Genomic DNA, 21,420 nt, shown 5'->3' with positions numbered 1-21,420 from the left:
GGGGGAGGGGCGGAGGGCGGAGGTGGGACGGTGTCCGGGGAGGATCCGAAGGTGAGACGCCGTCCCGGGAAGGGAGTCACCAGGAGCGGCGGCCCACGAAGGCGAGGAAGCGGGTCTGGGCGTCGGAGCCGTCGGGCGGGGTGAGCTCCGGCCCGCAGACGCCCTCGGCGCGCATGTGCGGCCCGAAGGCGGCGGTGGCGCCGTGTGCCCACGTGACGTCCTCGGGGTCCAGGCGCTCGCCCTGGCCGGTGGCGCGGGCCAGGTCCCAGCGGTGCACGACCAGGTCGAAGTTGAGGAAGCGGTCCACGGCCTCGGCGAACGTGGTGCGGCCGAAGAACCCGTCGAACTCCGTGTTCGCGCGGTCGGGGTCGTCCAGGTCGGCCTGGACCACCGCGCGGGCGGCGTCCCAGGCGGCGCGGGGGGCCTCGTCCACGGACGGGATGTCTCCCGGTTCGCGGCCGACCAGCCCGAGGAACATGCCCTGGGTGTCCACCACGTGGCGGACCACGTCACGGGCGTTCCACCCATCGCAGGGGGACTCGGCCGACCAGCGGTCGGCGGGGACGGCCGCCACCGTCGCGGCGAAGTCCTCGGACAGGCGGGCGTAGCGTGCGGAGATGTCGCTCATGATCGGTGTCCCCTCGGGTCGTTCGCGGTGTCCCGTCATTATTCGTGCGCACACGAGGCCCCGTCTTGAACAAACGCGACAGACCGTACGGGTGCCCGTTGAGCCCACAGGCGGGCGGGAGGAAGTCCCTGCCCCGAAGACCCGACCTTCCCCACCCGGGCACGGACGAACGAGCTGTGGTCGCGCGTCGGTCCGGCCGGCTCTACGGGCGCGTGGCCGATGGACCGGCCGTCAACGTCGCGGGTGTGGAGCAGGGGGCTCCACGCCCGTTGATCCTGTACCTCGAGCGAGTTCGGGCGCCCGAACTCGCTCGAGGTACAGGATCACGCTGGGCGGGACCGGTCCGGCGCACCTTCGCGGCCACCGCACCAGGGACGTGCAGGAGGCCCTGCCCCCGTCCCCTGGGGCGGATCACCACCGCGGGCTCCACCGGCGCCCGGCGGAGGTCCGCCGCAAGCCTCGGGGCCGGGCACCGCCTTCGGCTTCGCCGGCCCTCGGGGGCATGCGCGGTACTACTCTGGGGCCGTGGAACCGTACTCTGCGGGAGTGGAGAGGGACGCGCGCGGCATCCTCGACCCGGAGGCCGGGCTGACCCGGTTCCGGCTGGACCGCTACGCGCCCTCGGAGCGTGTCGCCCGCTTCGTGGACCGCTACTGGCTCGCCTCATGGGACCTGACTGGTTGCGAGCCGTACACCCAGCGGGTCCTGGCCCACCCCGTGGTGAACCTGGTCCTCACCGGCGGTACCGCGACGGTGCACGGGCCCACCACCGAGGTGACCTCGCGCGTGCTGGAGGGCGAGGGCTGGGCGCTGGGCGCGATGTTCCGGCCCGCGGGTTTTCGGCCCCTCCTCGGCCGGGCGATGAGCGGGATCGTGGACGCGGAGCTTCCCGCCCCGGAGGTGTTCGACCCGGTGGTGCGGCTGGGTGATCCCCTGGCGCTCATGGCCGAGCTGGATCGTGTCCTGACCGGGCTGCTGCCCGTGCGGCGCCATCCGGCTGAGGACACCCGGGACATCGTCGAGCGGGTGGCCGCCGACCTCTCGGCGGTCAGCGTGTCCGGGCTCGCCGAGCGTGAGGGGGTCGGGGTGCGCCTCCTCCAGCGCCGCTTCGCCGACCACGTCGGCCTGGGCCCCAAGACGGTCATCCGCCGCTACCGGCTCTACGAGGCCGCGGAACGGGCCAGGAGGGGCGCGCCGCCCGACTGGGGGCGTCTGGCCGTCGAGTTGGGCTTCAGCGACCAGTCCCACCTGACCAGGGAGTTCACCGCCGTCATCGGAGTGCCGCCCGGCCGTTACGCGACACCAGCCGACTGAGCGTCCGGTACACCTCCTCGACCGTCAGTCCCGGTTCGGTGCAGGCACGCACGAACAGGCCGTCGACGGCGGCGCACACGCCCGCGCGGTCGTCCGGATCGGGCACGTGGGGCGCGAGGAAGGCGTCCACGGCCCGGTTCCACCGCTCGATCTGGGGGCGCAGGGCCGGGCGCCGCGCGGCGAGCAGGAACAGTTCGCACTCGGCCATCACGTGGGCTCGCTCGGGTCCCACCGCGATCATTCCGGCGAGGGCGCGCAGGGCCGCGTCCGCGTCGTCGGGCAGGGTCGCCAGAGCGGCCACGTAGGTGTCGTTGACCCGGGTGAGGGCGTCCACGAGCAGGTCGTCGACGGCCGCGTAGTAGTAGGTGACCGCGCTGGGCGCGACGCCGGCCTCGGCGGCGACGCGCCGCTGGCTGACCGCGGCCACGCCGTCGCGCTCGACCACGCGCATGACGGCGTCCAGCAGCAGTCGGCGCCGCCGCTCGCCCTTGCGCCTGCGGCCGTCGGCGATCATCTCCGGATCGGTGCCGTTCAATGCCGCCCGCCCATCTCCAGGGCCATCACCCCGGCGATGATCATGGCGATCCCGCCCACCTGGACCCAGGTGAGCGACTCGCCGAAGAGCATGGTGCCGATCACGGCGACCAGCGCGATGCCCACGGCCGCCCACACGCCGTAGGCCACTCCGAGTTCCATGCCCCGGGTGAGGGACTGGCTGAGCATGAGGAAGGCCCCGACGTACCCGAGTACGACGAAGACCGAGGGGACCAGGCGGGTGAAACCCTCCGAGAGTTTGAGCGAGGTGGTGCCGACCACCTCGGAGATGATCGCTCCGACCAGCCAGAGCCATGACATGGCACCCTCCCCGAATAAACCTGAGCGTTCGCACCAGATTCTACGGCAAGGGGGTCCCCGGGGTGCGGTGCAAGTTATGGATGGCCGTAATCTCATACCCGAAGGAAACTGCCGCATACCCCCTGGGCGTTCCCTCGCTGGTGATAACCGATCTATACCGATGCGTGAGATTTCAGAACCTTTTGAACGCCCGCGCGTCTTACTGGCAGTACACGGCGTTCGAAAGCATGACATGGAGGTACCAGACGTGACGGGCAAGACACCTCCGGTGGTGATGCGCCGGTTCGGTATCGGACTGGTCGCGCTGGCGCTGGCCGCGACGGCCTGCACGTCCGGTGAGGCCGAGACGCAGAGCGGAAGCTCCGAGCCCGCCGACGCCGAGGCCGCGGAACTGGTGATCACCCCCGAGGACGGTGCCGGAGAGGTCGCTCCGAACTCCCCCATCCGGGTCACCGCGGAGAACGGCGTCATCACCGACGTCCAGGTGGACCAGACCGTCGTCGACGAGGCGTCCGCGGAGGGCGAGGAGGAGGCCCCGGGCCTCTACGACATGACCGGCACCCTCAACGGGGACGGCACCGAGTGGGTCAGCGACTGGAACCTGCGCCCCGGCTCGGAGGTCGTGGTCACCGCCACCGCCGAGAACGACGCCGGCGAGAAGGCCGAGCTCGTCCACGAGTTCACCACCCTGGCCGCCGTTCCCGGCCAGCGCCTGGAGCTGGCGTCCAACTACCCCGTCTCGGGCGACACCGTCGGCGTGGGCATGCCGGTCGTCATCAACTTCGACCTGCCGGTCACCAACAAGGCACAGGTCGAGAACTCCATGGAGGTCGTCTCCGAGCAGGGCATCGAGGGCGCCTGGAACTGGACCAACGACCAGACCGCGGTGTTCCGCCCCAAGGAGTACTGGGACCCCTACCAGGCCGTCACCGTCGACCTGCGCCTCGCGGGCGTCGAGGCCTCCGAGGGCGTCTACGGGGTGAAGAACTACCAGATCGACTTCGAGGTCGGCCGTGAGCTGATCGCGACCATGCACGTGCCCGATCACGAGATGGTCATCACCGTCGACGGCGAGCACGAGCGCACCATCGAGGTGAGCAACGGCAAGGCCAACCGCCGCTTCGACACCACCAGCAGCGGCATCCACGTGCTGATGGAGCGCTACGAGCACATCACCATGGACTCCACCACCGTGGGCATCCCCGAGGACTCCCCGAACTCCTACAACGTGGACGTGCAGTACGCGGTCCGCACCTCCAACAGCGGCGAGTTCGTGCACGAGGCCTCCTACAACGGGAACATCGGCATCGCCAACACCTCCAACGGCTGCACCAACCTGCGCATGGACGACGCCCGGTGGTTCTTCGAGAACACCCTCATGGGCGACGTGCTGGACACCACCGGCACCGACCGCGAGTTCGAGTGGAACAACGGCTGGGGCTTTTGGCAGAAGTCCTGGGACGAGTGGCTGGCCGAGAGCGCGACCGGCGAGCCGCAGGCCACCGACGGATCCGGCACCCCCGGTTCCGTCCACGGCGAGCAGTAACCGCCTTCCGAACGCCGAAGGGGCGTCGGGAACCGCACGGTTCCCGACGCCCCTCTTCGCGTTCCCGCCCGCCCGGTCAGCTTCTCCGGGACAGCCGGGCGACGACGGCGTCTATCACCAGCTCGGTCACCGCGGCCATGTCGACGGCCTCGGGGTCCAGGAGCCACTGCACCTGCAGTCCGTCCATCACGGCGATGACCGCGGCCGCCGCGTCCTGCGCCGGGGTGCGCCCGTTCGGCCCCGGAGCGCCGGCGGCCTCCCGGTACTCCGGTCCGAGCCGGTCCAGGACGGCGTCGCCGATCTCCCGGCGCAGCACCTTGTAACGGTCCCGGAACCACTCCTGCGCGGGGTGCTCGTCCGTGGCGCTCTCCGCCGACAGCACCGCGTACAGCTGGGTGGTCCCCGGGCGGGCCGCGTTGCGCTCGGCGGTGGCCACCAGGTGGTCCAGCATCCGGCTCCCTTCCGGCGCCGGGTCGATGTCGTCGCGCAGCTCCAGGACCGCGGTGAGCAGGTCGGTCTTGGAGCCGAAGTGGTGCAGGACCCCCGCCGGGGTGATGTCGAGCATCGCCGCGATGTCGGCCAGCGAGGTGTTGTGGAAGCCCTGCGCGGCGAACACGTCGGCGGCCGTGCGCAGGATCTGCTCACGCCGGTTCACCCGCCTGCGCGGCGCCGGGGCCTCCTCCGCACCGGGTGAGGGATGTGTGTCCGGTGCTGGGGTCGTCTCGCTCATTCCTGCTCTCCGCTTCCTGCGCCCCTGCGGGGACGCTCCGGGTCCGTGGCTGGGGTCGGGACCCACCTCTACGGTATCGAGATTCCCCACCCTCTCTTGCTTAATGAATATTAAGTAAGTATGGTTCCGGTCCAAGAGACGTACGTCACAGGACCAGGGGCTCATGACTTCAGACCTTCACACCCGTGTCACCCGCCTCTCACTGGAGGACAAGGTGCGCCTGCTGACCGGCCGCACTGGGTGGGTCCTGCACGAGAGTCCGGAGGCCGGGCTGCTGCCGATCACCGTCTCCGACGGCCCCGCCGGAGTGCGCGGCACCGAGGCCACCCAGCAGGAGCACTCGGCCAGTACCCCCAGCCCCACCGCGGTCGCCGCGGCCTGGGACCCAGGGCTGATGGAGCGCACCGGCCGCTTCTTCGCCGCCGAGGCCCGCCGCAAGGACGTCGACGTCGTCCTCGCCCCGGTCCTGAACCTCCACCGCTCACCCGTCGGCGGGCGCCACTTCGAGTGCTTCTCCGAGGACCCGGTCCTCACCGGCGAACTCGGCGCGGCCTTCGTGCGCGCCGTCCAGGGGGAGGGCGTGGGGGCCTGCCCCAAGCACTTCGTCGGCAACGAGACCGAGCGCGAGCGCACCAGCTACCGCGCCCGCATCGACGAGCGCACCCTGCGCGAGGTCTACCTCCCGCCCTTCGAGGCCGCCCTGGAGGCCGGGGCGTGGACCGTCATGGCCGCCTACAACGGCGTGGACGACGGGGTGGAGTCCAACAGCATGACCGACCACCACCGGCTGCTCACCGGGCTGCTCAAGGAGGAGCTCGGCTTCGACGGCGTGGTGGTCAGCGACTGGACCGCCGCACGCAGCACCGCGCCCTCCGCCAACGCCGGGCTCGACCTGGTCATGCCCGGTCCGCGTGGCCCCTGGGCCGAGGGCGACGCCCTCCTGCGGGCCGTCCGCTCCGGAGAGGTCCCCGAGTCCGCCGTCGACGACAAGGTCGTCCGCCTCCTGCGCCTGGCCGCCCGGGTCGGCAAGCTCGACCGCGACACCTCGCCCGCCGTCGAGGGCGAGGACGAGCGCGTCGTCCTGCGCGAGATCGGCTCGCGGGGCCACGTCCTGCTCCGCAACGAGGGCGGTCTGCTGCCCGTCGGCGTCGACGGCGTGCGCCGGATCGCGCTCATCGGCCCGAACGCGGTGGACGCCTACACCCAGGGCGGCGGCAGCGCGCACGTCAACTCCAAGTACCTGGTCAGTCCGGCCGAGGGGCTCCGCGAGGCCCTGCCCGACGGCGTGGAGCTCACCGTCGTGCGCGGCGGCGACCCCCGGCGGCTCCTGCCCGTGGCCTCGCGCGAGGCCCTCACCTTTGTGGACATGACCCTGTTCGACGCCTCCGGAGACCCCGTCGGCACCCCCGAGCTCGACGGCACCGCCTTCCACGTCGACGTCGACGACCCCCGCGCGGTCAGGGCCGTCGTCACCGCCGAGCTCCGCCTCACCGAACCCGGCCTCCACCAGGTCGAGGTCGGCGTGGTCGGCCGCCACACCGTCCGCGTCGACGGCGAGGTCCTGGCCGAGGGCGGCCGGACCGCCTCCGACGCCGAGATCCTGGAGTCGCGGCACAGCCACCCCGACGGGCCCCGCACCGGTGTCGAGGTCGACGCTCCCCGCACGGTCCGCGTCGAGATCGACCTGGAGGTCGCCGACTTCGGCGGCTTCGGCCGCGGCGTCATCGCCCAGCTCCGCCACCTGCCGCCCGGACCCTCCGCGGAGGAGGAGATCGCCGAGGCGGTCCGGGCCGCCGAGGACGCCGACGTCGCGATCGTGGTGGTCGGCACCAACGACGAGGTCGAGTCCGAGGGCTACGACCGTCCCACCCTCTCCCTGCCCGGACGCCAGGACGAGCTCGTCCGCCGCGTCGCCGCGGCCAACCCGCGCACCGCCGTCGTGGTCAACGCCGGAGCCCCCGTGCTCCTGCCCTGGCTCGACGAGGTCCCCGCCGTCCTGTGGTCCTGGTTCGGCGGCCACGAGTACGGCCACGCCCTCGCCGACACCCTCACCGGGCGGTCCGAGCCCACCGGCCGCCTGCCCTGGACCCTGCCCCGCGACCACGCCGACGTCCCCGTCATGGACACCCGTCCCGACGACGGGGTCCTCACCTACGACGAGGGCGTGTTCGTCGGCTACCGCGCCTACGACCGCGACGGGCGCGAGCCCCACCGCCCCTTCGGGTTCGGGCTCGGCTACACCGACTGGGAGATCACCGGGGCCCTCCTCGACGGCCCCCTCCCCGAACTCGACGGCGGCCTGCTCGACGGCCCCGTCCGCGTCACCGCGACGCTCGCCAACACCGGCGCCCGACCGGGGCGCCACGTGGTGCAGGTCTACGTGGAGCCCCCCGCCGACGAGGCGGGCACCACGCGCCCGGTCCGGGCCCTGGCCGCGTTCGCCCCGGTGCGGGCCGAGCCCGGGTCGCGGACCACCGTCCACCTCGACGTCCCGCCGCGGGCCTTCGCGGTCTGGGACCCCGCCACCCACGCGTGGCGCACCCCGGAGGGGGCCTACCGCCTCGCGGTCGGCTCCTCCAGCCGCGCCATCGCGCACCACCTCTCCCTCGACGTGCGCTAGCCGTCCGCCGGGTGCCCGAGAATCGGGCCCGGGGCCCTGAGGCACAGCGGTGCCCCAAGGCCCCGGGGCGCCCGGACCAACCCCCCACAGAAGGCCCTCCCGAGGAGACAGCATGAAAGTTCCCATCCCCCGACCGGGCGGTATGTCCCGCCGCGGCCTGCTCCGCGCGGGCCTGACGGCGTCGGCGCTCGGCTCCGCCGCGGCACTCGGCGGGTGCGCCGCCACCGTCGGCCCGGCCGGAGACCGGCCGCTCGTCCCGCCCAAGGACCCCGACGAGAACATCACGCTCACGTACTGGACCTGGTGGCCGGGCCTCCAGGCGGTGGCCGACATCTGGAACGCCGAGCACCCCGACATCCAGGTCAGGGCGGTGACCATCCCCGGTGGGCTCGACGGCGGGTACGCGAAGATGTTCAACTCGCTGGTCGCGGGCAACCAGCCCGACCTGGCGCAGGTGGAGTTCTTCCAGATCCCCTCCTTCCTGCTGGAGAACGGGCTGGAGGACCTCGGCCGGTACGGCGCGCTGGAGTACGCCGACCGCTACGACGAGTGGCAGTGGCTCCAGGCCTCCTACGTCGGCGGCCACTACGGCATCCCCGTGGACTCCGGCCCGCTCATGTACTTCTACCGGGCCGACAAGTACGAGGAGTGGGGACTCGACGGCGCCCCCGCCACCTGGGAGGAGTACGCGGAGGCCGCACGCCGCGTCGCGGCGGCCGGGGACGGCGCCCTCATCGAGTCCTTCCCCGTCGGCGACGCCGACTGGCTCGCGGGCATGTGCATGCAGGCCGGGGCGCGGTGGTTCAGCACCGAGGGCGGGGAGTGGTCGGTCAACTTCGTCGACGACGCCTCGGTACGGGTGGCCGAGTTCTGGGAGGGGCTGGTCCGCGAGGGCGTCCTCAACCTCACCCACGCCGTGTGGTCCACCGGCTGGTTCCAGGGGCTCCAGCAGGGCACCATCGGCACCTGGACGGTCGGCAGCTGGGGCGACGCCATCATCAGGGGCAACGACCCCGACAACCCCGGCCGGTGGAAGGTCTCCGGCATGCCCCAGTGGGACGGGGGACAGCGCAGGGAGGGCACCTGGGGAGGCTCGGCCTCGGCCGTGCTCAGCGGTGCGCCCCACCCCCACGAGGCGGTGCTGTTCGCCAACTGGCTCAGCACCGACCAGCGCGCGGTGGACGCCATGATCACCGAGTGCGGCATCGGCTGGGCGGCCTCGGAGGAGCTCAACGAGAACTCGGTCCGCAACCAGGGGCCCGACCCCTACTTCTCGGAGCAGAACTACACGAGCATCATCGCCGAGGCCACCGAGCACATCCCCACCGACTGGGAGTGGGGGCCGACCCTGTCCAGCACCAAGGACCACATCGGCGACGCGTTCCGCTCCGCCGTCGCCGAGGGCACCTCCTTCGTGGACGCCCTGGCCGTCGCGCAGGAGAACACCGTCAACGACATCCGCGACAAGGGCCTGTCGGTGAGGAGCGCGTCATGACCACCGCCACGCGTACCGCGCCCGGAGCGGACTCCCCCGGCAGGCCGCGCACGGCCGCCGCCGCTCCGCCCCGCCGACGGTTCCGGACCAGGGCCCTCATCCCCTGGGGGTTCGTCGGGCCGTTCCTCGCGCTGTTCACCCTGTGCTTCTTCCTGCCGATCCTGTACGCGCTCTACCAGAGCTTCATCCAGATCCGCCGGTACGGTCTGTTCGGCGAGGAGGGCCGGGAGACCGTCTTCACCGGGTTCGACAACTACGCCCGGGCCCTGGGCCAGGAGGCGTTCGTCGACTCCGTCGGCCGCGTGCTGCTCTTCGGCGTCGTCCAGGTCCCGGTCATGCTCGGCCTGGCCCTGGTACTGGCCCTGCTCCTGGAGTCGGCCTCGGCGACGTGGCCCGGATTCTTCCGCGCCCTGTACTTCATGCCCTACGGCGTCCCCGGCGTGGTGGCCTCGCTGCTGTGGGGCTTCCTGTACGTCCCGGGCCTGTCCCCGATCCTGGACGTGGCCGGGCTGGTGGGCCTGGAGCCGGACCTGCTCGGCCCGAACAGCGTGCTGTGGTCCATCGCCAACATCATCACGTGGCTGTTCATCGGCTACAACATGCTGATCCTCATCGCGCAGCTCAAGACGATCCCGAGCGAGCTGTACGAGTCGGCGCGCATCGACGGGGCCGGACCGCTCCAGACCGCCTGGCACATCCAGCTGCCGCTGATCCGCCCCGCCCTGGTGCTGACCACCGTCTTCTCGATCATCGGCACCCTCCAGCTGTTCGCCGAGCCGCAGATCCTGGCGGCGTTCACGGTGAACATCGACTCCGCGTACACGCCGAACATGGCGGCGTACAGATCCGCGTTCACCGACAACGACTACAACGTGGCGGCGGCGCAGTCGGTCCTCGTGGCCCTGACCGCGTTCGTGCTCTCGTTCGGGTTCCTCTGGTTGGTCAACAGGAAGGACCGGCAGCGATGACCACGACCGACGTCAAGAAGGGCGACGCGGCGCCCGCGCGGCGCCGCCCCGGGGGCGCCACCGGCGCCTCCACCAGGTCCCGGATCCTGGTCACCGCGATCCTCGCCGTCGCCGCCGTCTACTTCCTGGTGCCGGTGTACTGGGTGTTCGTGGCCGCGACCAAGACCACCTCGGACCTGTTCGACTCGTTCGGCTTCGGGTTGGGCGAGGAGTTCGTCCTGTTCACGAACATCTCCGAGGTCCTCACCTACAACGGCGGCATCTTCTGGCGCTGGACCCTCAACAGCCTCCTGTACTCGGTGCTCGGGGCCCTGCTGGCCACCCTGCTGGCGGCCGCAGCCGGATACGCCCTGGCCAAGTACGACTTCCGGGGCCGCGAACTGGTCTTCGGCCTGGTCCTGGGCGGTGTGCTCGTTCCCGCGGCGGCCACCGCCCTGCCGCTGTACCTGCTGTTCAGCCAGATCGGCCTGGCCAACACCTACTGGGCGGTCCTGCTGCCCAGCCTCATCTCCCCGTTCGGCCTCTACCTGTGCCGGATCTACGCCGACGCCTCGGTGCCCGACTCCGTCATCGAGTCGGCCCGGTTGGAGGGCGCGGGCGAGGGGCGCGTCTTCTTCACGCTCGGGCTGCGCATGATGGCTCCCGCGCTGGTGACGGTGTTCCTGTTCCAGATGGTCGGCATCTGGAACAACTACTTCCTGCCGCTGGTGATGCTCGCCGACGAGGGGCTGTACCCGATCACCCTGGGCCTGGTGACCTGGCAGTCCTACCAGGGCCGCGACATCGAGATGTACATGCGTGTGGTGACGGGTTCTATGCTGTCGGTCATCCCGCTGATCATCGCCATCGTCGTCCTCCAGCGCTACTGGCGCGGAGGCATGACCGCGGGCGCCGTCAAGGGCTGACCCGCGTCGGCGGGACCTCCGACCGAGCCCTTCGGGGGTCCCGCCACCCCGGCCTCCCTCCTGTTCCCCGCTCCGAGGAGGGGAGAGGCGCGCGGACCACACCGACAGGACCACGTCAGCGCCCGTCGTGCTCCACGGCGGGCGGCGGGACCTCGACCGGGCCGTCCGGGCCGCGGGACCCCGGCCCGGACGGCCCGGACAGCGGCGGTCCCTGCCGGGGCGCGGGTGCGGGGAGGTCCGCGGCCAGGCGCTCCAGAGCCCGCTCCGTGGGCGTCCCGGGCTCGGGGACGTACACCATCACCCGCTGGTCGGTGTCGGGCACGTACAGCACCTGGCATTCGAACACCAGGAGCCCCACGTGTTCGTGCTCCACCCTCTTGGTGAACCCGCGCCTGTTGCGTACGTCGCGCGACTCCCACATCCGCCTGAACCTCGGGGAGGTGCCCAGCAGGGTGGTGACCAGCCGGGCGATGCCCGGGTCGCCGGGGTAGCGGGCGTAGGCGGCGCGCAGGTCCGCCACGGAGTACTGGGTGAAGCAGTCGGCGTTGGGATCGTCCCAGTGCGGGTCGTCGTCCGGCAGGGAGAACATCCACTCGATGATGTTGCGCCGGTCCGCCGGCAGCGCCGCCATGTCCCCGATGAAGTGGGTGGCCATCCGGTTCCACGCCAGGACGTCGTACTTGGCGTCCAGCACGTAGGCGGGGGTGGTGGCCAGGCCGTCCACCAGGTGCCGTACCGCCGTGGTCACCTCGCGGGTGGGGCGCCGGGTGACGGGCGGCTCTGCCCCCGCCAGGTGGAAGAGGTAGGTGCGCTCGTCCGTGTCCAGCATCAGGGCGCGCGCGAGCGCGGACAGCACCTGCCGTGACGGGTTGGGACCGCGTGCCTGTTCCAGCCGCACGTAGTACTCCACCGACATGCCGGCGAGCTGGGCCACCTCCTGGCGGCGCAGGCCGGGGGTGCGGCGGCGTCCGGTGTCGGGAAGCCCGACGTCGCCGGGGCCGATCCTGGCGCGCCGGTCGCGTAGAAACGCCGCGAGTTCACCGCGGTCCACCATGGGGTGCCTCCTCGGATCGGTGCCTCCTCCCAGGGTGCCCCAGGAACGCGCTCCTGACAGTGGTACCGCCGATACCAGTCTCGACCGTTCCTTCCTCGCCGGCCGGCCCGTCTCCACGATGGGGGACATGGTGAAGACACAGAAGGACAGGATCGCCCTCGTGACCGGGGCGAACAAGGGAATCGGATTCCAGACCGCGCGGCTGCTGGGTCTGGAGGGGATGACGGTGCTGGTCGGGTCCCGGGACGCCGCGCGCGGCGCGGAGGCCGAGAAGGCCCTGCGCGAGGAGGGGATCGACGCCCGAGCGCTGACGCTGGACGTCGCCGACGCCGAGGGCGTCCGGGCCGCCGCGGCACGGGTGGAGGCGGACTTCGGGCGGCTGGACGTGCTGGTCAACAACGCGGGTGTGGCCCTGGCCTGGGGCGGCATCGGCGAGACCGACCCCGTTCAGCTCCTGCGGATGCTGGAGGTGAACGTGGTGGGCCTGGTGACGGTCACCGACGCGTTCCTGGGCCTGCTGCGCCGCTCGGAGTCGGCCCGGGTGGTGAACGTGTCCAGCGAGGTCGGGTCGATCGGGACGATGACCGACCCGGCCAGCCCGTTCTTCTCGATGGGCGGCAACACCGGGTACCCCGCCTCGAAGGCGGCGGTGAACATGGTGACCGCCCTGTACGCGAAGGCACTCGCGCCCGGAGGGATCAAGGTCAACGCCGCCAACCCGGGATACTGCGAGACCGACCTCAACGGCAACACGGGTACCCGCACCCCCGAACAGGGCGCGCGGGTGAGCCTGCACCTGGCGACCCTGCCCGACGACGGGCCGGACGGGGTGCTGTGGGGCCACCTGGCCTCCGAGCCGGACCCGGAGAGCTACGGCGTCCTGCCCTGGTAGCCGCGGGGCCCGTGCCGGGCGGCCCCGTCCGGCACGGGCCTCACCAGGCCCGGACGCCGCCGATCGGAGCGGGCAGGTGCTCGTTCAGCCAGGTCCAGGTGCCGTCGTTCTCGGTGAAGCGGCGCTGGACGCGCTCCACCTCCGTGAGCGGGTTCGCGAACACCTCGGTCCACGTCCCGGCGGTGCGCTCCTCCAGATAGAGGCTGCGCGCGTCGGTGCGCATGCGCACCGCCTGCAGGGTGTGGGAGGATCCGTCGCGCAACTGGATGCGGTAATAGGCCATGGGAAGTCCCTGGAAGTGTGGTTCGTCCTGGTCGGAAAGGACGGTGCGTTTCCCGGAACGCGCGTGGCACCGGCGGGTGCGTACGGGGATCGGTTTCCCGGGGCGCGCGGCGGGACGTACGTGGTCGCGCCGCGAGAGTGCCCGCAGGGTGGCGGCGAGAGTGCCGAGACCCGGAGCGCTCCGGGGAAACAGGTGCGGGTGCCGGGGCACCGTGCTGTCTGTGTTATCGGACTCTACTCCTGTTCGGATCGGGAACGACCGCGAACAGAGGCACGGCAGATGAAATTCGGATGATCCGAGGGTGAGTACGGATTCCGATTCGGAAAAAGGCCTTGCTATAGCAACATCACGCCCAGTTCGGTAGCAGTAGGGCGATAATGAAAAACCCCTTGCGGTCGGAACCCGCTCCGGCGCAGTGTGCTCGTGGCCCCGACACATGTGAGAGAGCGAGCCGCCTTGACGACCACACCCCGCACCGCCGTCATCTCCGGAGGCGGCACCGGTATCGGCCGGGCCACCGCCCTGACCCTGGCCGCACAGGGACACCGCGTCGGCTTGGTGGGCCGACGCGCAGAGGTCCTGGCCACGGTCGCGGAGGAGATCCGCGCCGAGCACGGACCCGGCGCGGCCCACCACGCGGCCGTCGATCTGACCGACCCCGAGGCCGTGGACACCGCGGTCCCCGACCTGGCCGAGCGCCTGGGCGGCGTGGACGTGCTCGTCAACAACGCCGGGGGACTGCGTCCCGTGTCCGGCTCCGGCCTCGCCGCGACGGCGGAGGGCTGGTCCGACGCCTGGTCGGCGAACGTGCTCACCGCCGTCCTGCTCACCCAGGCTCTGCGACCCCGCTTCCGGGGACGGGAGGACCGGATCGTCAACGTCAGTTCCATCGCCGCGCTGCGCGGTGGCGGCGGCGCCTACTCCGCGGTCAAGGCCGCCCTGCACGGCTGGACCTTCTCCCTCGCGGGAGAGTTGGGGCCGAGCGGGTGCACGGTGAACGTCGTGGCGCCCGGCTACGTCGCCGGCACCGGGTTCTTCGGCGGCGCCATGACCGACGAACGCCACGAGCGCCTCGTCGGCCAGACCGTCACCGGTCGGGCAGGCCGTCCCGAGGACGTCGCCGACGCGATCGCCTGGCTGGCCTCGCCCGGGGCACGCCACGTCACCGGCCAGGTCGTCCAGGTCAACGGGGGCGCGTACATGGGACGCTGACCACCGCCGACGTCCCCGGCAGCGCAGCCGGGGAGCCGCCCGGGAACCCGGGCGGGCGGGGCTCCACTATCCTCGTGGAGGCACCTTCGCTCCTGAGTGCACTCCCCGTCGCCCCGCCCCGAATGAGCGAGGCTCCCCTCAAGTGCCCACAGCCCCCTTCACCGTCGTCCTGCCCACGACCGTCACCGACCTGGGGCCGGACGACCCGGCCAGGATCGGCCCCTACCGGCTGCTCAAACGGTTGGGAGCGGGCGGGATGGGCCTCGTGTACGCGGCGCGGGACGAGGACGGCCGGCTGGTGGCCGTCAAGGTGATCCACCCGGAGTACGCGTCGGCCGCCGACTTCCGCGCGCGTTTCGCGCGCGAGGTGGACCTGCTGGGCCGTGTGGGCGGCGCCTGCGCCGTGCCGCTGCTGGAGGCCGGCACCGAGGCGCCCGCCCCTGGCTGGCGACCCCGCTCGTGCGAGGCATGACGCTGGGCGAACACCTGCGCAAGCACGGACCGCTGGACGGGGACCTGCTGCGCGGCCTGGCGGTGGGGGTGGCCGAGGCGCTGGCCCAGATCCACGAGGAGGGGATCGCGCACCGCGACCTCAAGCCCTCGAACATCGTCCTGTCACCGGAGGGGCCGCGCGTCCTGGACTTCGGGGTGGCGCGGGCGATCGACCAGACGGCCATCACCCGCACCGGGATGCTCAGCGGGTCGCCGGGATGGATCAGCCCTGAGCACTACCGCGGCGAGCCGGTCTCCACCGCCGACGACGTGTTCGCGTGGGGCGCGCTGGTGGCGTACGCGGCGACGGGCCGCCCGCCGTTCGGGACGGGGGACGCCGCCGCGGTGGCGCACCGGGTGCTGAACACCCCGCCGGACACCGACGGCTTCTCGGGCCCCCTGGCGGACCTGGCCCTGCGTGCGCTGGGCAAGGAGGCGGTGGACCGGCCCACCGCGCTGGAACTGGTGCACGGCGTGGTCCAGGCCGCCTCCCCGGGACGGGCCATCGCGCCGATCCGCGATGCCGGGGCCGCCGCCGCGGCCACCGCCGGCGTGCTGGACCGCGACTGGCACGGTGTGCGGACGGGCGCCGAGCGCGAGTACGAGATCCCCGCCGAGGGCGGGAGAGCGGGCGCGGGGCGGTTCCTGGCCCGCACCGGGGCCGCCCTCGGGGCCCTGGTCCTCCTGGCGGGGCTCATCGTGGGCGGGGCGGCCCTCGGCCGGAACTGGGAGCACCTGCCCATGGCCTCGTGGCTCTCGTCCGGGGAGGAGCAGCGGGAACCCGTCGAGGAGGAGCCCACGGAGGAGGAGCGCCGCGTTCCCGGGCCGGTCTCCCAGGAGGAGCCGTCCGAGGAACCCGGCGAGGAGCCTTCGGAGGAGACGTCCGAGGTGCCTTCCGAGGGGCCCGGGGAAGCGGAGGAGCCCCAGGACGAGCAGCCCGAGCCCGAGGCGCCCCCGGAGCCGCGGACGGTGCCGCTGACCGTCTTCAACGCGGAGGGCCCTGCCAGGCCTCGCGCGCGCCGGAGTGCGGTCTGAGGATCGTCCACGACCCGTACACCGCCTACGCGGACCCGGGCAACCGGGCCGGCCAGGTCTGGCACGGCGACGTCCTCCAGGCGACGTGCCTGGTCACGAACGGCGTCACCGTCACGGACGAGAGCGGGATGAGCTCCAGCACCCTGTACCGGGTGACCACCGGGGGCGGCGCCACCGGATGGCTGCCGGGCGTGCGCACGCGCGAGGGCGCCGGGATCGGCGTCTGCGCGGGCGACGAGGTCTGAGGTCCGGAAGGGTTCAGGAGGCGGCCGAGGCGAGGCGTGCCCGGGCCTCCATCAGCGCGAAGCCCAGCAGGTTGAGGCCCCGCCAGCGCTCCGGCACCCGCGCGTCGTCGTTCCTGGGGCCCAACCCGACGCCCCACACCCGGTCGCGCGGGCTGGCCTCCACCAGCACCCGCCCGCCGGTGCCCAGCAGGAACTCCCGCAGGTCCGCGTTCTGGCCGAACTTGGCGACACCGGCGTCGACCACGATCCCGAACCGGGCCTCCTCCCAGGCCCCCTGGTCGAAGCCGCGCACCTGGCGGCCGATCACCTTGGCGTCCCGGGGGTGGCCCGCGGCGAGGATCCGCTCCTCGGCCTCGGCGTCGCCGAACAGGCGCGCCTTGGCGGCCATCATGTAGTGCTCCGCGGTGGGGTAGCCGGTTCCGTCCACGGTGAAGGCGGCGGGCCACCACTGGGAGAGGCAGCTCGCCGACACGCCCCCGTCCGCGGGCGGCCGGTGGCCCCAGAAGCACAGGTACTTCGCCCGTCCCGTCGAAGCGATCAGTTCCTCCACCGTGCGCGCGTCCGCGGGGTCGCGTGTGTCCGTCATGGCGGGAAGTGTCCCAGACGGCGGTGACGAACGGCCTCAGCCGAACTGGAAGGACCGCTTGGCCAGCCCTTGCCAGAACCCGTCCACCGTGGACAGCGAGCGCTCGTGCCCGTCCAGGCCGGCGCCCAGGGCCACGAACAGCGGTGCGAAGTGGTCGCTGCGCGGATGCGCGATCGCGGCGGCCGGGGCCTTGCGCCCGAAGTCCAGGAGCGCGTCCACGTCGTGGTCCGCCACGGACTCGTTCACCCAGTCGTCGAACTCCACGGACCAGGAGGGCGCCTCCCCGTGGGCCCGCCGGGACATCTCGCGCAGGTTGTGCGTGGTGAACCCGCCGCCGATGATGAGGACCCCCTCGTCACGGAGCGGGACGAGGCGGCGCCCCAGCTCCGGGAGCCGGACCGGGTCGAGCGTCGGCATGGAGACCTGGAGGACGGGGACGTCCGCCTCGGGGTACATCTCCTTGAGGGGAACGTAGGCGCCGCGGCCGAGGCCGCGGGAGGGGTCCTGGTACAGCGTCCCGCCCGGACCGGTGACGAGTTCGCGAACACGCCCCGCGAGCGCGGGCGCCCCCGGGGCGGGGTAGGCGACCCCGTGGTAGCGCTGCGGAAAACCCCCGGAAGCCGTAGGTCGGGGGAACCCCGTCCGCCGTGGCCCCGACGGTGAGCGGGGCGTCCTCCCGGTGCGCCGAGACGACGAGGACCGCACTCGGGCGGGCGATGCCACCGGCCCAGCCGGCCAGCTGCCGGGTCCACTCCGCGTCGTCCGCGAGCGGTGGCGCCCCATGGCTGAGGTACAGGGTCGGCATGCGTGTCGGACGCTGGGCCATGGGCGTTCTCCGGTGACGATGGGGTACGGTTCCTTCCCAGAACACAGTTGAAGGCTCAAATTATTACTGGGGGTGGGCACGATGGCCGACACGAGGTGGCTCGACGAGGGCGAGCAGCAGACCTGGCGGACCTTCCTGACCGCCGTACACCTGCTGGAGGGTGCGCTGGACCGGCAGCTCAGGCGTGACTCCGGCCTTCCCCACGCCTACTACCAGGTCCTCGTGGCGCTCTCCGAGGCGCCGGGGCGCGAACTGACGATGACCGGGCTGGCCAGGCTGCTGCGGTCCTCGCCCAGCCGCCTCTCGCACGCGGCCGCGCGCCTGGAGGAGGGCGGGCTGATCCGCCGCTTCAAGCGTCCGGGGGACAGGCGCACCACCATCGCCGGGCTCACGCCGCGCGGGATGGAGACGCTGCGCTCGGCGGAGCCGGGGCACGTGCACGAGGTCCGGCGCGTGCTCTTCGACGCGCTCACCGACGACCAGGTGGGCCAGCTGCGAGGGATCGCGGAGTCCATGCTCGGCGTACTCGACCCGGGGGAGGAGGAGTCGCGGTACGCGGGGCCGACGGGTACGGGGAGCCAGGACTGAACCACGTTCTGTTATCCGCCCCCACCAGGAGAAATGCTGCGCGTAGGAAATATTCCTATTTCGCACCCTAGGTGCACAGGTGGATTCGTATTACCATTTGTCCTTCCGGAAAAAGGCCGTCGTCCCCGTTATCGGCGGGAGCACGGCCCTTTTCTGGTACCCGCTCACAGAACAGGAATCCCCATGACAGAGAGATCATTCCTATCCGGAGCCGGCGACGTCACCGCACTGCTCGCGAGGGTGGTGGTCGGCGTCGTCTTCGTCTCCCACGGCTGGCCGAAGGCGACCGACCTCGACGGCACCGCCCAGGGCTTCGCCGCCCTGGGAATCCCCTTCCCGCAGTTCTCCGCCCTCCTCGGGGTCTTCATCGAGGTGGGCGCCGGGCTGGCGCTCATCGTCGGCTTCGCCCTGCCCCTGGCCGGCCTCCTCCTGGCCTTCATGATGGCCAACGCCTACTACTTCGCCCACCTCGGCGACCCGCTGGTCGGCGGCTTCGAGTTCCTCCTGGTCCTCGGCGCCACCGCCCTGGCCCTCGGTTTCGCCGGCGGCCGCTACTCCCTGGACCGCCTCATGCCGTGGGGTCGGCCCCGCCGACGGGCCTCTGAACCCGTACCGGCCTCCTGACCCGGCACCCGGCCGCCCGTCGCCGGAAACGGGCGGCCCGGGTGGCTTTTCACGGGCCACCGGGTGCCGGCGACCTTTCCTGCCCTGCCTGCTCCTTTTCGCAGAACGGACGACGGAACGGACGGAGGAACGCCGCGTACGCCCCGGATTCGCGCGGTCCCTGCCGATTCCGTGAAAGGCGGACGGGGTCGGCGCACGAGAGCATTCGGTCCCGCACGCCGAACGGGGGGACGCCTCCCGCCCGGCTCCCACGTGTTCGCGCGGACCAGCCCTCACGCGTTGGCCCGGCCCGCCGCCGCCCGCCGCCGAACGGGCGCCGCCGTCGGCCTCCGCCCGGCGGAGTGCCGTGAACGGGGCGAACACTGCCTACCATGCAGGTCATGCGCATTCTCGTGGTCGAGGACGACGACCGGGTCGCCCGTGGTCTGGTGACCGCCCTGCGGTCGGCCTCCTTCGACGTCCAGCGGGTCGCCACCGCCGAGCGCGCCCTCAGCGCCCCGCCCGCCGACGTCGTCCTCCTCGACCTCGGCCTCCCCGACGCCGACGGCATCGACCTGCTGCGCAGGCTCCGCGACCGCCCGCAGACCGCCATCATCGCCGTCACCGCACGCGGCGAGGAGCGCGACCGGGTGCGCGGCCTGCGCGCCGGGGCCGACGACTACGTCGTCAAGCCCTTCGGCGTCGCCGAACTCCTCGCACGCATCGACGCGGTCCTGCGCCGAACCCGTGCCGCGCGGGCCGAGGCGGTCGAGGAGGAGCCCCGGCTCAGGGTCGGCGCGCTCACCGTCGACCCCGGATCCCGCGCGGCCAGGGTCGGCGACGCCGAACTCCAACTGACCCGCAAGGAGTTCGACCTGCTCGCACTCCTCGCCTCCCGGTCCCCGTCGGTCGTGGCCCGCGACCAGATCCTCGACCAGGTGTGGGGCGCCGCATGGGAGGCCTCCTCCCGGACCCTGGACACCCACATCGGCTCCCTGCGGGCCAAACTCGGCCACGCCGTGCGCATCCGGACCGTGCGCGGTGTCGGCTACGTCCTGGACGGGTCCTGAGCCTTGCTCCGCAGACTGCTCGCCATCCTGCTGCCCGCCGCGTTCGTCCTGGTCGCCGCGGCCGTCATCCCGCTGGGCACCGTCATCGCCCAGCAGCGGACCCAGGAGGTCTACGTCGACCGGCTGGGGGACGCGGGCCGTTTCGCGTCGCTGGCCCGCACCGCCCTGGAGACCGACCGCCGGGACGCCCTCGTGCAGGAGATGTCCCGCTACGAGGAGCTCTACGGCATCCCCGTGGCGGTGGTCGCACCCGACGGCGGGACCGTGGCCGGGTCCGGAAGCACCGTGCGCCTGCGTGAGGTCCTCGCGGACCTGGGCTCCCCGGACACCGTCACCATCGCCCTGGCCGGAGAGCGCCCCGCCCCGCCCACCACCGTCTGGCCCTGGGCGCCCGAGCCCCTGGTGGTCGCCGAGCCCATCGGCCGGGACAGCGAGGTGGTCGGCGCGGTCGTCCTCGTCGCCCCCACCGACCGCCTCGGCACCGACATCCTCGGTTCGTGGGGCTGGCTCGCGCTGTTCAGCCTGGTGCCCCTGGGCCTGCTGGTGGCGGCCTCGCTGCCGCTGTCGCGGTGGGTCCTGCGCCCCATCGGCGGGCTGGACGCGGCCACCACCGCGGTCGCCTCGGGGGACCTGGACGTGCGGGTGGACGCCGAGCGCGGCCCGCCGGAGCTGCGCCGCCTCACCGAGTCCTTCAACACGATGGTCGACGTGGTGCGCAGGTCCCTGGACCGCCAGCGCTCCTTCGTCTCCGAGGCCTCCCACCAGCTGCGCAACCCCCTGGCGAGCCTTCGCCTGGCGGTGGAGAACCTCGCGCCCCACCTCACCACGGAGGAGGCCAGGGAGGCGCACGCCGTGGCCGTGGACGAGACCACGGCCATGCACCGGATGCTCAACTCCCTGCTGGCCGCGACCCGCCTGGAGAGTGTGACGGGTACCGAGTCCGTGGAGGTCGCCGAACTGCTGGACACGCGGACGGAGCGCTGGCGCGCCCTGGGCGCGGCCCGGGGGGTCTCCGTGTCCGCCGACGTCCCCGAGGGAGTGCGGGTGCAGGCGCCGGCCGGAGGCCTGGGCAGCATCCTCGACGAACTGGTGAGCAACGCCCTGCGCCTGTCAGGGGGGACCCGGGTGGAGGTGCGCGCACGGGAGGGCGACCCGGTACGGATCAGCGTGCTCGACGACGGCGGCGGGCTGACGGAGGAGGAGCGCGGTGCCGCCCTGAACCGCTTCTGGCGCTCGCCCCGGCACCAGAACACGGAGGGGACCGGGATGGGGCTGGCGATCGTCGCCGACCTGGTCCGCGAGGCCGGAGGGGAGCTGACGCTGGGCGAGGGCCTGCCCGGAGACGGGCGCCCCGGTTTCGGCGCGGTGATCGCCCTGCCACCCGCGCCGCCGCGGGGCTCCGAGCGGTCCTCCTAGAGTCCCGACCGACCCTCCCGGGGCCCCGAGAGGTCCTCCGGGGCGACGGATCCCCGG

At 72.4% G+C, this 21,420-nt stretch carries 22 protein-coding genes; 14 read left to right on the top strand and 8 right to left on the bottom strand.

The window, feature by feature from the left end; all coding sequences use genetic code 11:
• Positions 1-76: 76 nt before the first annotated feature.
• Positions 77-628 carry a TIGR03086 family metal-binding protein gene (locus A6A08_RS02345; protein ID WP_073700807.1) on the bottom strand — a complete coding sequence of 184 codons (552 nt, stop codon included), beginning with the start codon at positions 626-628 and terminating at the stop codon, positions 77-79.
• A 525-nt stretch (positions 629-1,153) separates the two neighbouring features.
• Here A6A08_RS02345 and A6A08_RS02340 point away from each other — a divergent pair.
• Complete coding sequence (locus A6A08_RS02340) at positions 1,154-1,942, top strand: helix-turn-helix transcriptional regulator (RefSeq protein ID WP_242422061.1); 789 nt, start codon at positions 1,154-1,156, stop codon at positions 1,940-1,942.
• Here A6A08_RS02340 and A6A08_RS02335 read toward each other — a convergent pair.
• Both A6A08_RS02335 and A6A08_RS02330 read right to left on the bottom strand, forming a co-directional pair.
• Entirely contained in the window at positions 1,899-2,456 is a 558-nt protein-coding gene (locus A6A08_RS02335; RefSeq protein WP_199866826.1) for a TetR/AcrR family transcriptional regulator, read from the bottom strand. The two genes, A6A08_RS02340 and A6A08_RS02335, sit on opposite strands and share 44 nt — an antisense overlap.
• Positions 2,457-2,473: 17 nt before the next feature.
• Complete coding sequence (locus A6A08_RS02330; protein WP_073700805.1) at positions 2,474-2,797, bottom strand: multidrug efflux SMR transporter; 324 nt, start codon at positions 2,795-2,797, stop codon at positions 2,474-2,476.
• 247 nt (positions 2,798-3,044) lie between these two features.
• Here A6A08_RS02330 and A6A08_RS02325 point away from each other — a divergent pair, with 247 nt between their 5' ends.
• Positions 3,045-4,343: an Ig-like domain-containing protein gene (locus A6A08_RS02325; RefSeq protein WP_073700804.1), complete on the top strand. Its 1,299-nt coding sequence runs from the start codon at positions 3,045-3,047 to the stop codon at positions 4,341-4,343.
• Positions 4,344-4,419: 76 nt separating this feature from the next.
• Here the strand turns inward: A6A08_RS02325 and A6A08_RS02320 are convergent, their stop codons facing one another.
• A complete protein-coding gene (locus A6A08_RS02320) occupies positions 4,420-5,073 on the bottom strand; it encodes a TetR/AcrR family transcriptional regulator (RefSeq protein WP_073700803.1) in 654 nt (217 codons plus the stop codon).
• A gap of 163 nt (positions 5,074-5,236) precedes the next feature.
• Between A6A08_RS02320 and A6A08_RS02315 the strand changes: the two genes are divergently transcribed.
• From A6A08_RS02315 to A6A08_RS02300, 4 genes are all read left to right on the top strand, one after another.
• Positions 5,237-7,693 (top strand): glycoside hydrolase family 3 protein, encoded by a 2,457-nt coding sequence (locus tag A6A08_RS02315; protein ID WP_073700802.1) that lies wholly within the window; start codon positions 5,237-5,239, stop codon positions 7,691-7,693.
• A 112-nt stretch (positions 7,694-7,805) separates the two neighbouring features.
• On the top strand, positions 7,806-9,188 hold the full coding sequence (locus tag A6A08_RS02310) for an ABC transporter substrate-binding protein (protein WP_083608728.1): 1,383 nt from the start codon (positions 7,806-7,808) through the stop codon (positions 9,186-9,188).
• Complete coding sequence (locus A6A08_RS02305; protein ID WP_073700800.1) at positions 9,185-10,156, top strand: carbohydrate ABC transporter permease; 972 nt, start codon at positions 9,185-9,187, stop codon at positions 10,154-10,156. The genes A6A08_RS02310 and A6A08_RS02305 overlap by 4 nt, the downstream gene beginning before the upstream one ends.
• Positions 10,153-11,061 carry a carbohydrate ABC transporter permease gene (locus A6A08_RS02300; RefSeq protein ID WP_073700799.1) on the top strand — a complete coding sequence of 303 codons (909 nt, stop codon included), beginning with the start codon at positions 10,153-10,155 and terminating at the stop codon, positions 11,059-11,061. The genes A6A08_RS02305 and A6A08_RS02300 overlap by 4 nt, the downstream gene beginning before the upstream one ends.
• 115 nt (positions 11,062-11,176) lie before the next feature.
• Here the strand turns inward: A6A08_RS02300 and A6A08_RS02295 are convergent, their stop codons facing one another.
• On the bottom strand, positions 11,177-12,115 hold the full coding sequence (locus A6A08_RS02295; RefSeq protein ID WP_083608726.1) for a helix-turn-helix transcriptional regulator: 939 nt from the start codon (positions 12,113-12,115) through the stop codon (positions 11,177-11,179).
• Between the two features lie 127 nt (positions 12,116-12,242).
• Between A6A08_RS02295 and A6A08_RS02290 the strand changes: the two genes are divergently transcribed.
• Entirely contained in the window at positions 12,243-13,007 is a 765-nt protein-coding gene (locus tag A6A08_RS02290; RefSeq protein WP_073700798.1) for an SDR family NAD(P)-dependent oxidoreductase, read from the top strand.
• Positions 13,008-13,047: 40 nt separating this feature from the next.
• Here the strand turns inward: A6A08_RS02290 and A6A08_RS02285 are convergent, their stop codons facing one another.
• Positions 13,048-13,290: a hypothetical protein gene (locus tag A6A08_RS02285; protein ID WP_073700797.1), complete on the bottom strand. Its 243-nt coding sequence runs from the start codon at positions 13,288-13,290 to the stop codon at positions 13,048-13,050.
• A gap of 456 nt (positions 13,291-13,746) precedes the next feature.
• Here A6A08_RS02285 and A6A08_RS02280 point away from each other — a divergent pair, with 456 nt between their 5' ends.
• The 3 genes from A6A08_RS02280 (at position 13,747) to A6A08_RS26870 (ending at position 16,029) form a co-directional block, all read left to right on the top strand.
• On the top strand, positions 13,747-14,502 hold the full coding sequence (locus A6A08_RS02280; RefSeq protein ID WP_073700796.1) for an SDR family NAD(P)-dependent oxidoreductase: 756 nt from the start codon (positions 13,747-13,749) through the stop codon (positions 14,500-14,502).
• Between the two features lie 142 nt (positions 14,503-14,644).
• A complete protein-coding gene (locus tag A6A08_RS29200; protein WP_073700795.1) occupies positions 14,645-14,974 on the top strand; it encodes a hypothetical protein in 330 nt (109 codons plus the stop codon).
• Positions 14,971-16,029 (top strand): serine/threonine-protein kinase, encoded by a 1,059-nt coding sequence (locus A6A08_RS26870; protein WP_338013110.1) that lies wholly within the window; start codon positions 14,971-14,973, stop codon positions 16,027-16,029. The genes A6A08_RS29200 and A6A08_RS26870 overlap by 4 nt, the downstream gene beginning before the upstream one ends.
• Positions 16,030-16,287: 258 nt before the next feature.
• Here A6A08_RS26870 and A6A08_RS02265 read toward each other — a convergent pair whose 3' ends face one another.
• Both A6A08_RS02265 and A6A08_RS02260 read right to left on the bottom strand, forming a co-directional pair.
• Positions 16,288-16,860, bottom strand: a complete 573-nt coding sequence (locus tag A6A08_RS02265) for an NADAR family protein (protein ID WP_073700794.1) — start codon at positions 16,858-16,860, stop codon at positions 16,288-16,290.
• 36 nt (positions 16,861-16,896) lie between these two features.
• Positions 16,897-17,643: a dioxygenase gene (locus tag A6A08_RS02260; RefSeq protein WP_242422060.1), complete on the bottom strand. Its 747-nt coding sequence runs from the start codon at positions 17,641-17,643 to the stop codon at positions 16,897-16,899.
• 124 nt (positions 17,644-17,767) lie between these two features.
• Between A6A08_RS02260 and A6A08_RS02255 the strand changes: the two genes are divergently transcribed.
• The 4 genes from A6A08_RS02255 (at position 17,768) to A6A08_RS02240 (ending at position 21,363) form a co-directional block, all read left to right on the top strand.
• Positions 17,768-18,274: a MarR family winged helix-turn-helix transcriptional regulator gene (locus tag A6A08_RS02255; RefSeq protein ID WP_073700793.1), complete on the top strand. Its 507-nt coding sequence runs from the start codon at positions 17,768-17,770 to the stop codon at positions 18,272-18,274.
• Between the two features lie 183 nt (positions 18,275-18,457).
• On the top strand, positions 18,458-18,898 hold the full coding sequence (locus tag A6A08_RS02250) for a DoxX family protein (RefSeq protein WP_073700792.1): 441 nt from the start codon (positions 18,458-18,460) through the stop codon (positions 18,896-18,898).
• A gap of 371 nt (positions 18,899-19,269) precedes the next feature.
• Entirely contained in the window at positions 19,270-19,947 is a 678-nt protein-coding gene (locus A6A08_RS02245) for a response regulator transcription factor (RefSeq protein WP_073700791.1), read from the top strand.
• Positions 19,948-19,950: 3 nt separating this feature from the next.
• A complete protein-coding gene (locus tag A6A08_RS02240) occupies positions 19,951-21,363 on the top strand; it encodes a HAMP domain-containing sensor histidine kinase (protein ID WP_073700790.1) in 1,413 nt (470 codons plus the stop codon).
• Positions 21,364-21,420: the final 57 nt, after the last annotated feature.

It is taken from the genome of Nocardiopsis sp. TSRI0078, from assembly GCF_001905145.1.
Classification (GTDB): Bacteria; Actinomycetota; Actinomycetes; order Streptosporangiales; family Streptosporangiaceae; genus Nocardiopsis.
The sequence above is the reverse complement of the archived record's forward strand: the minus strand, read 5'-3'. Positions and strand labels throughout refer to the sequence as shown.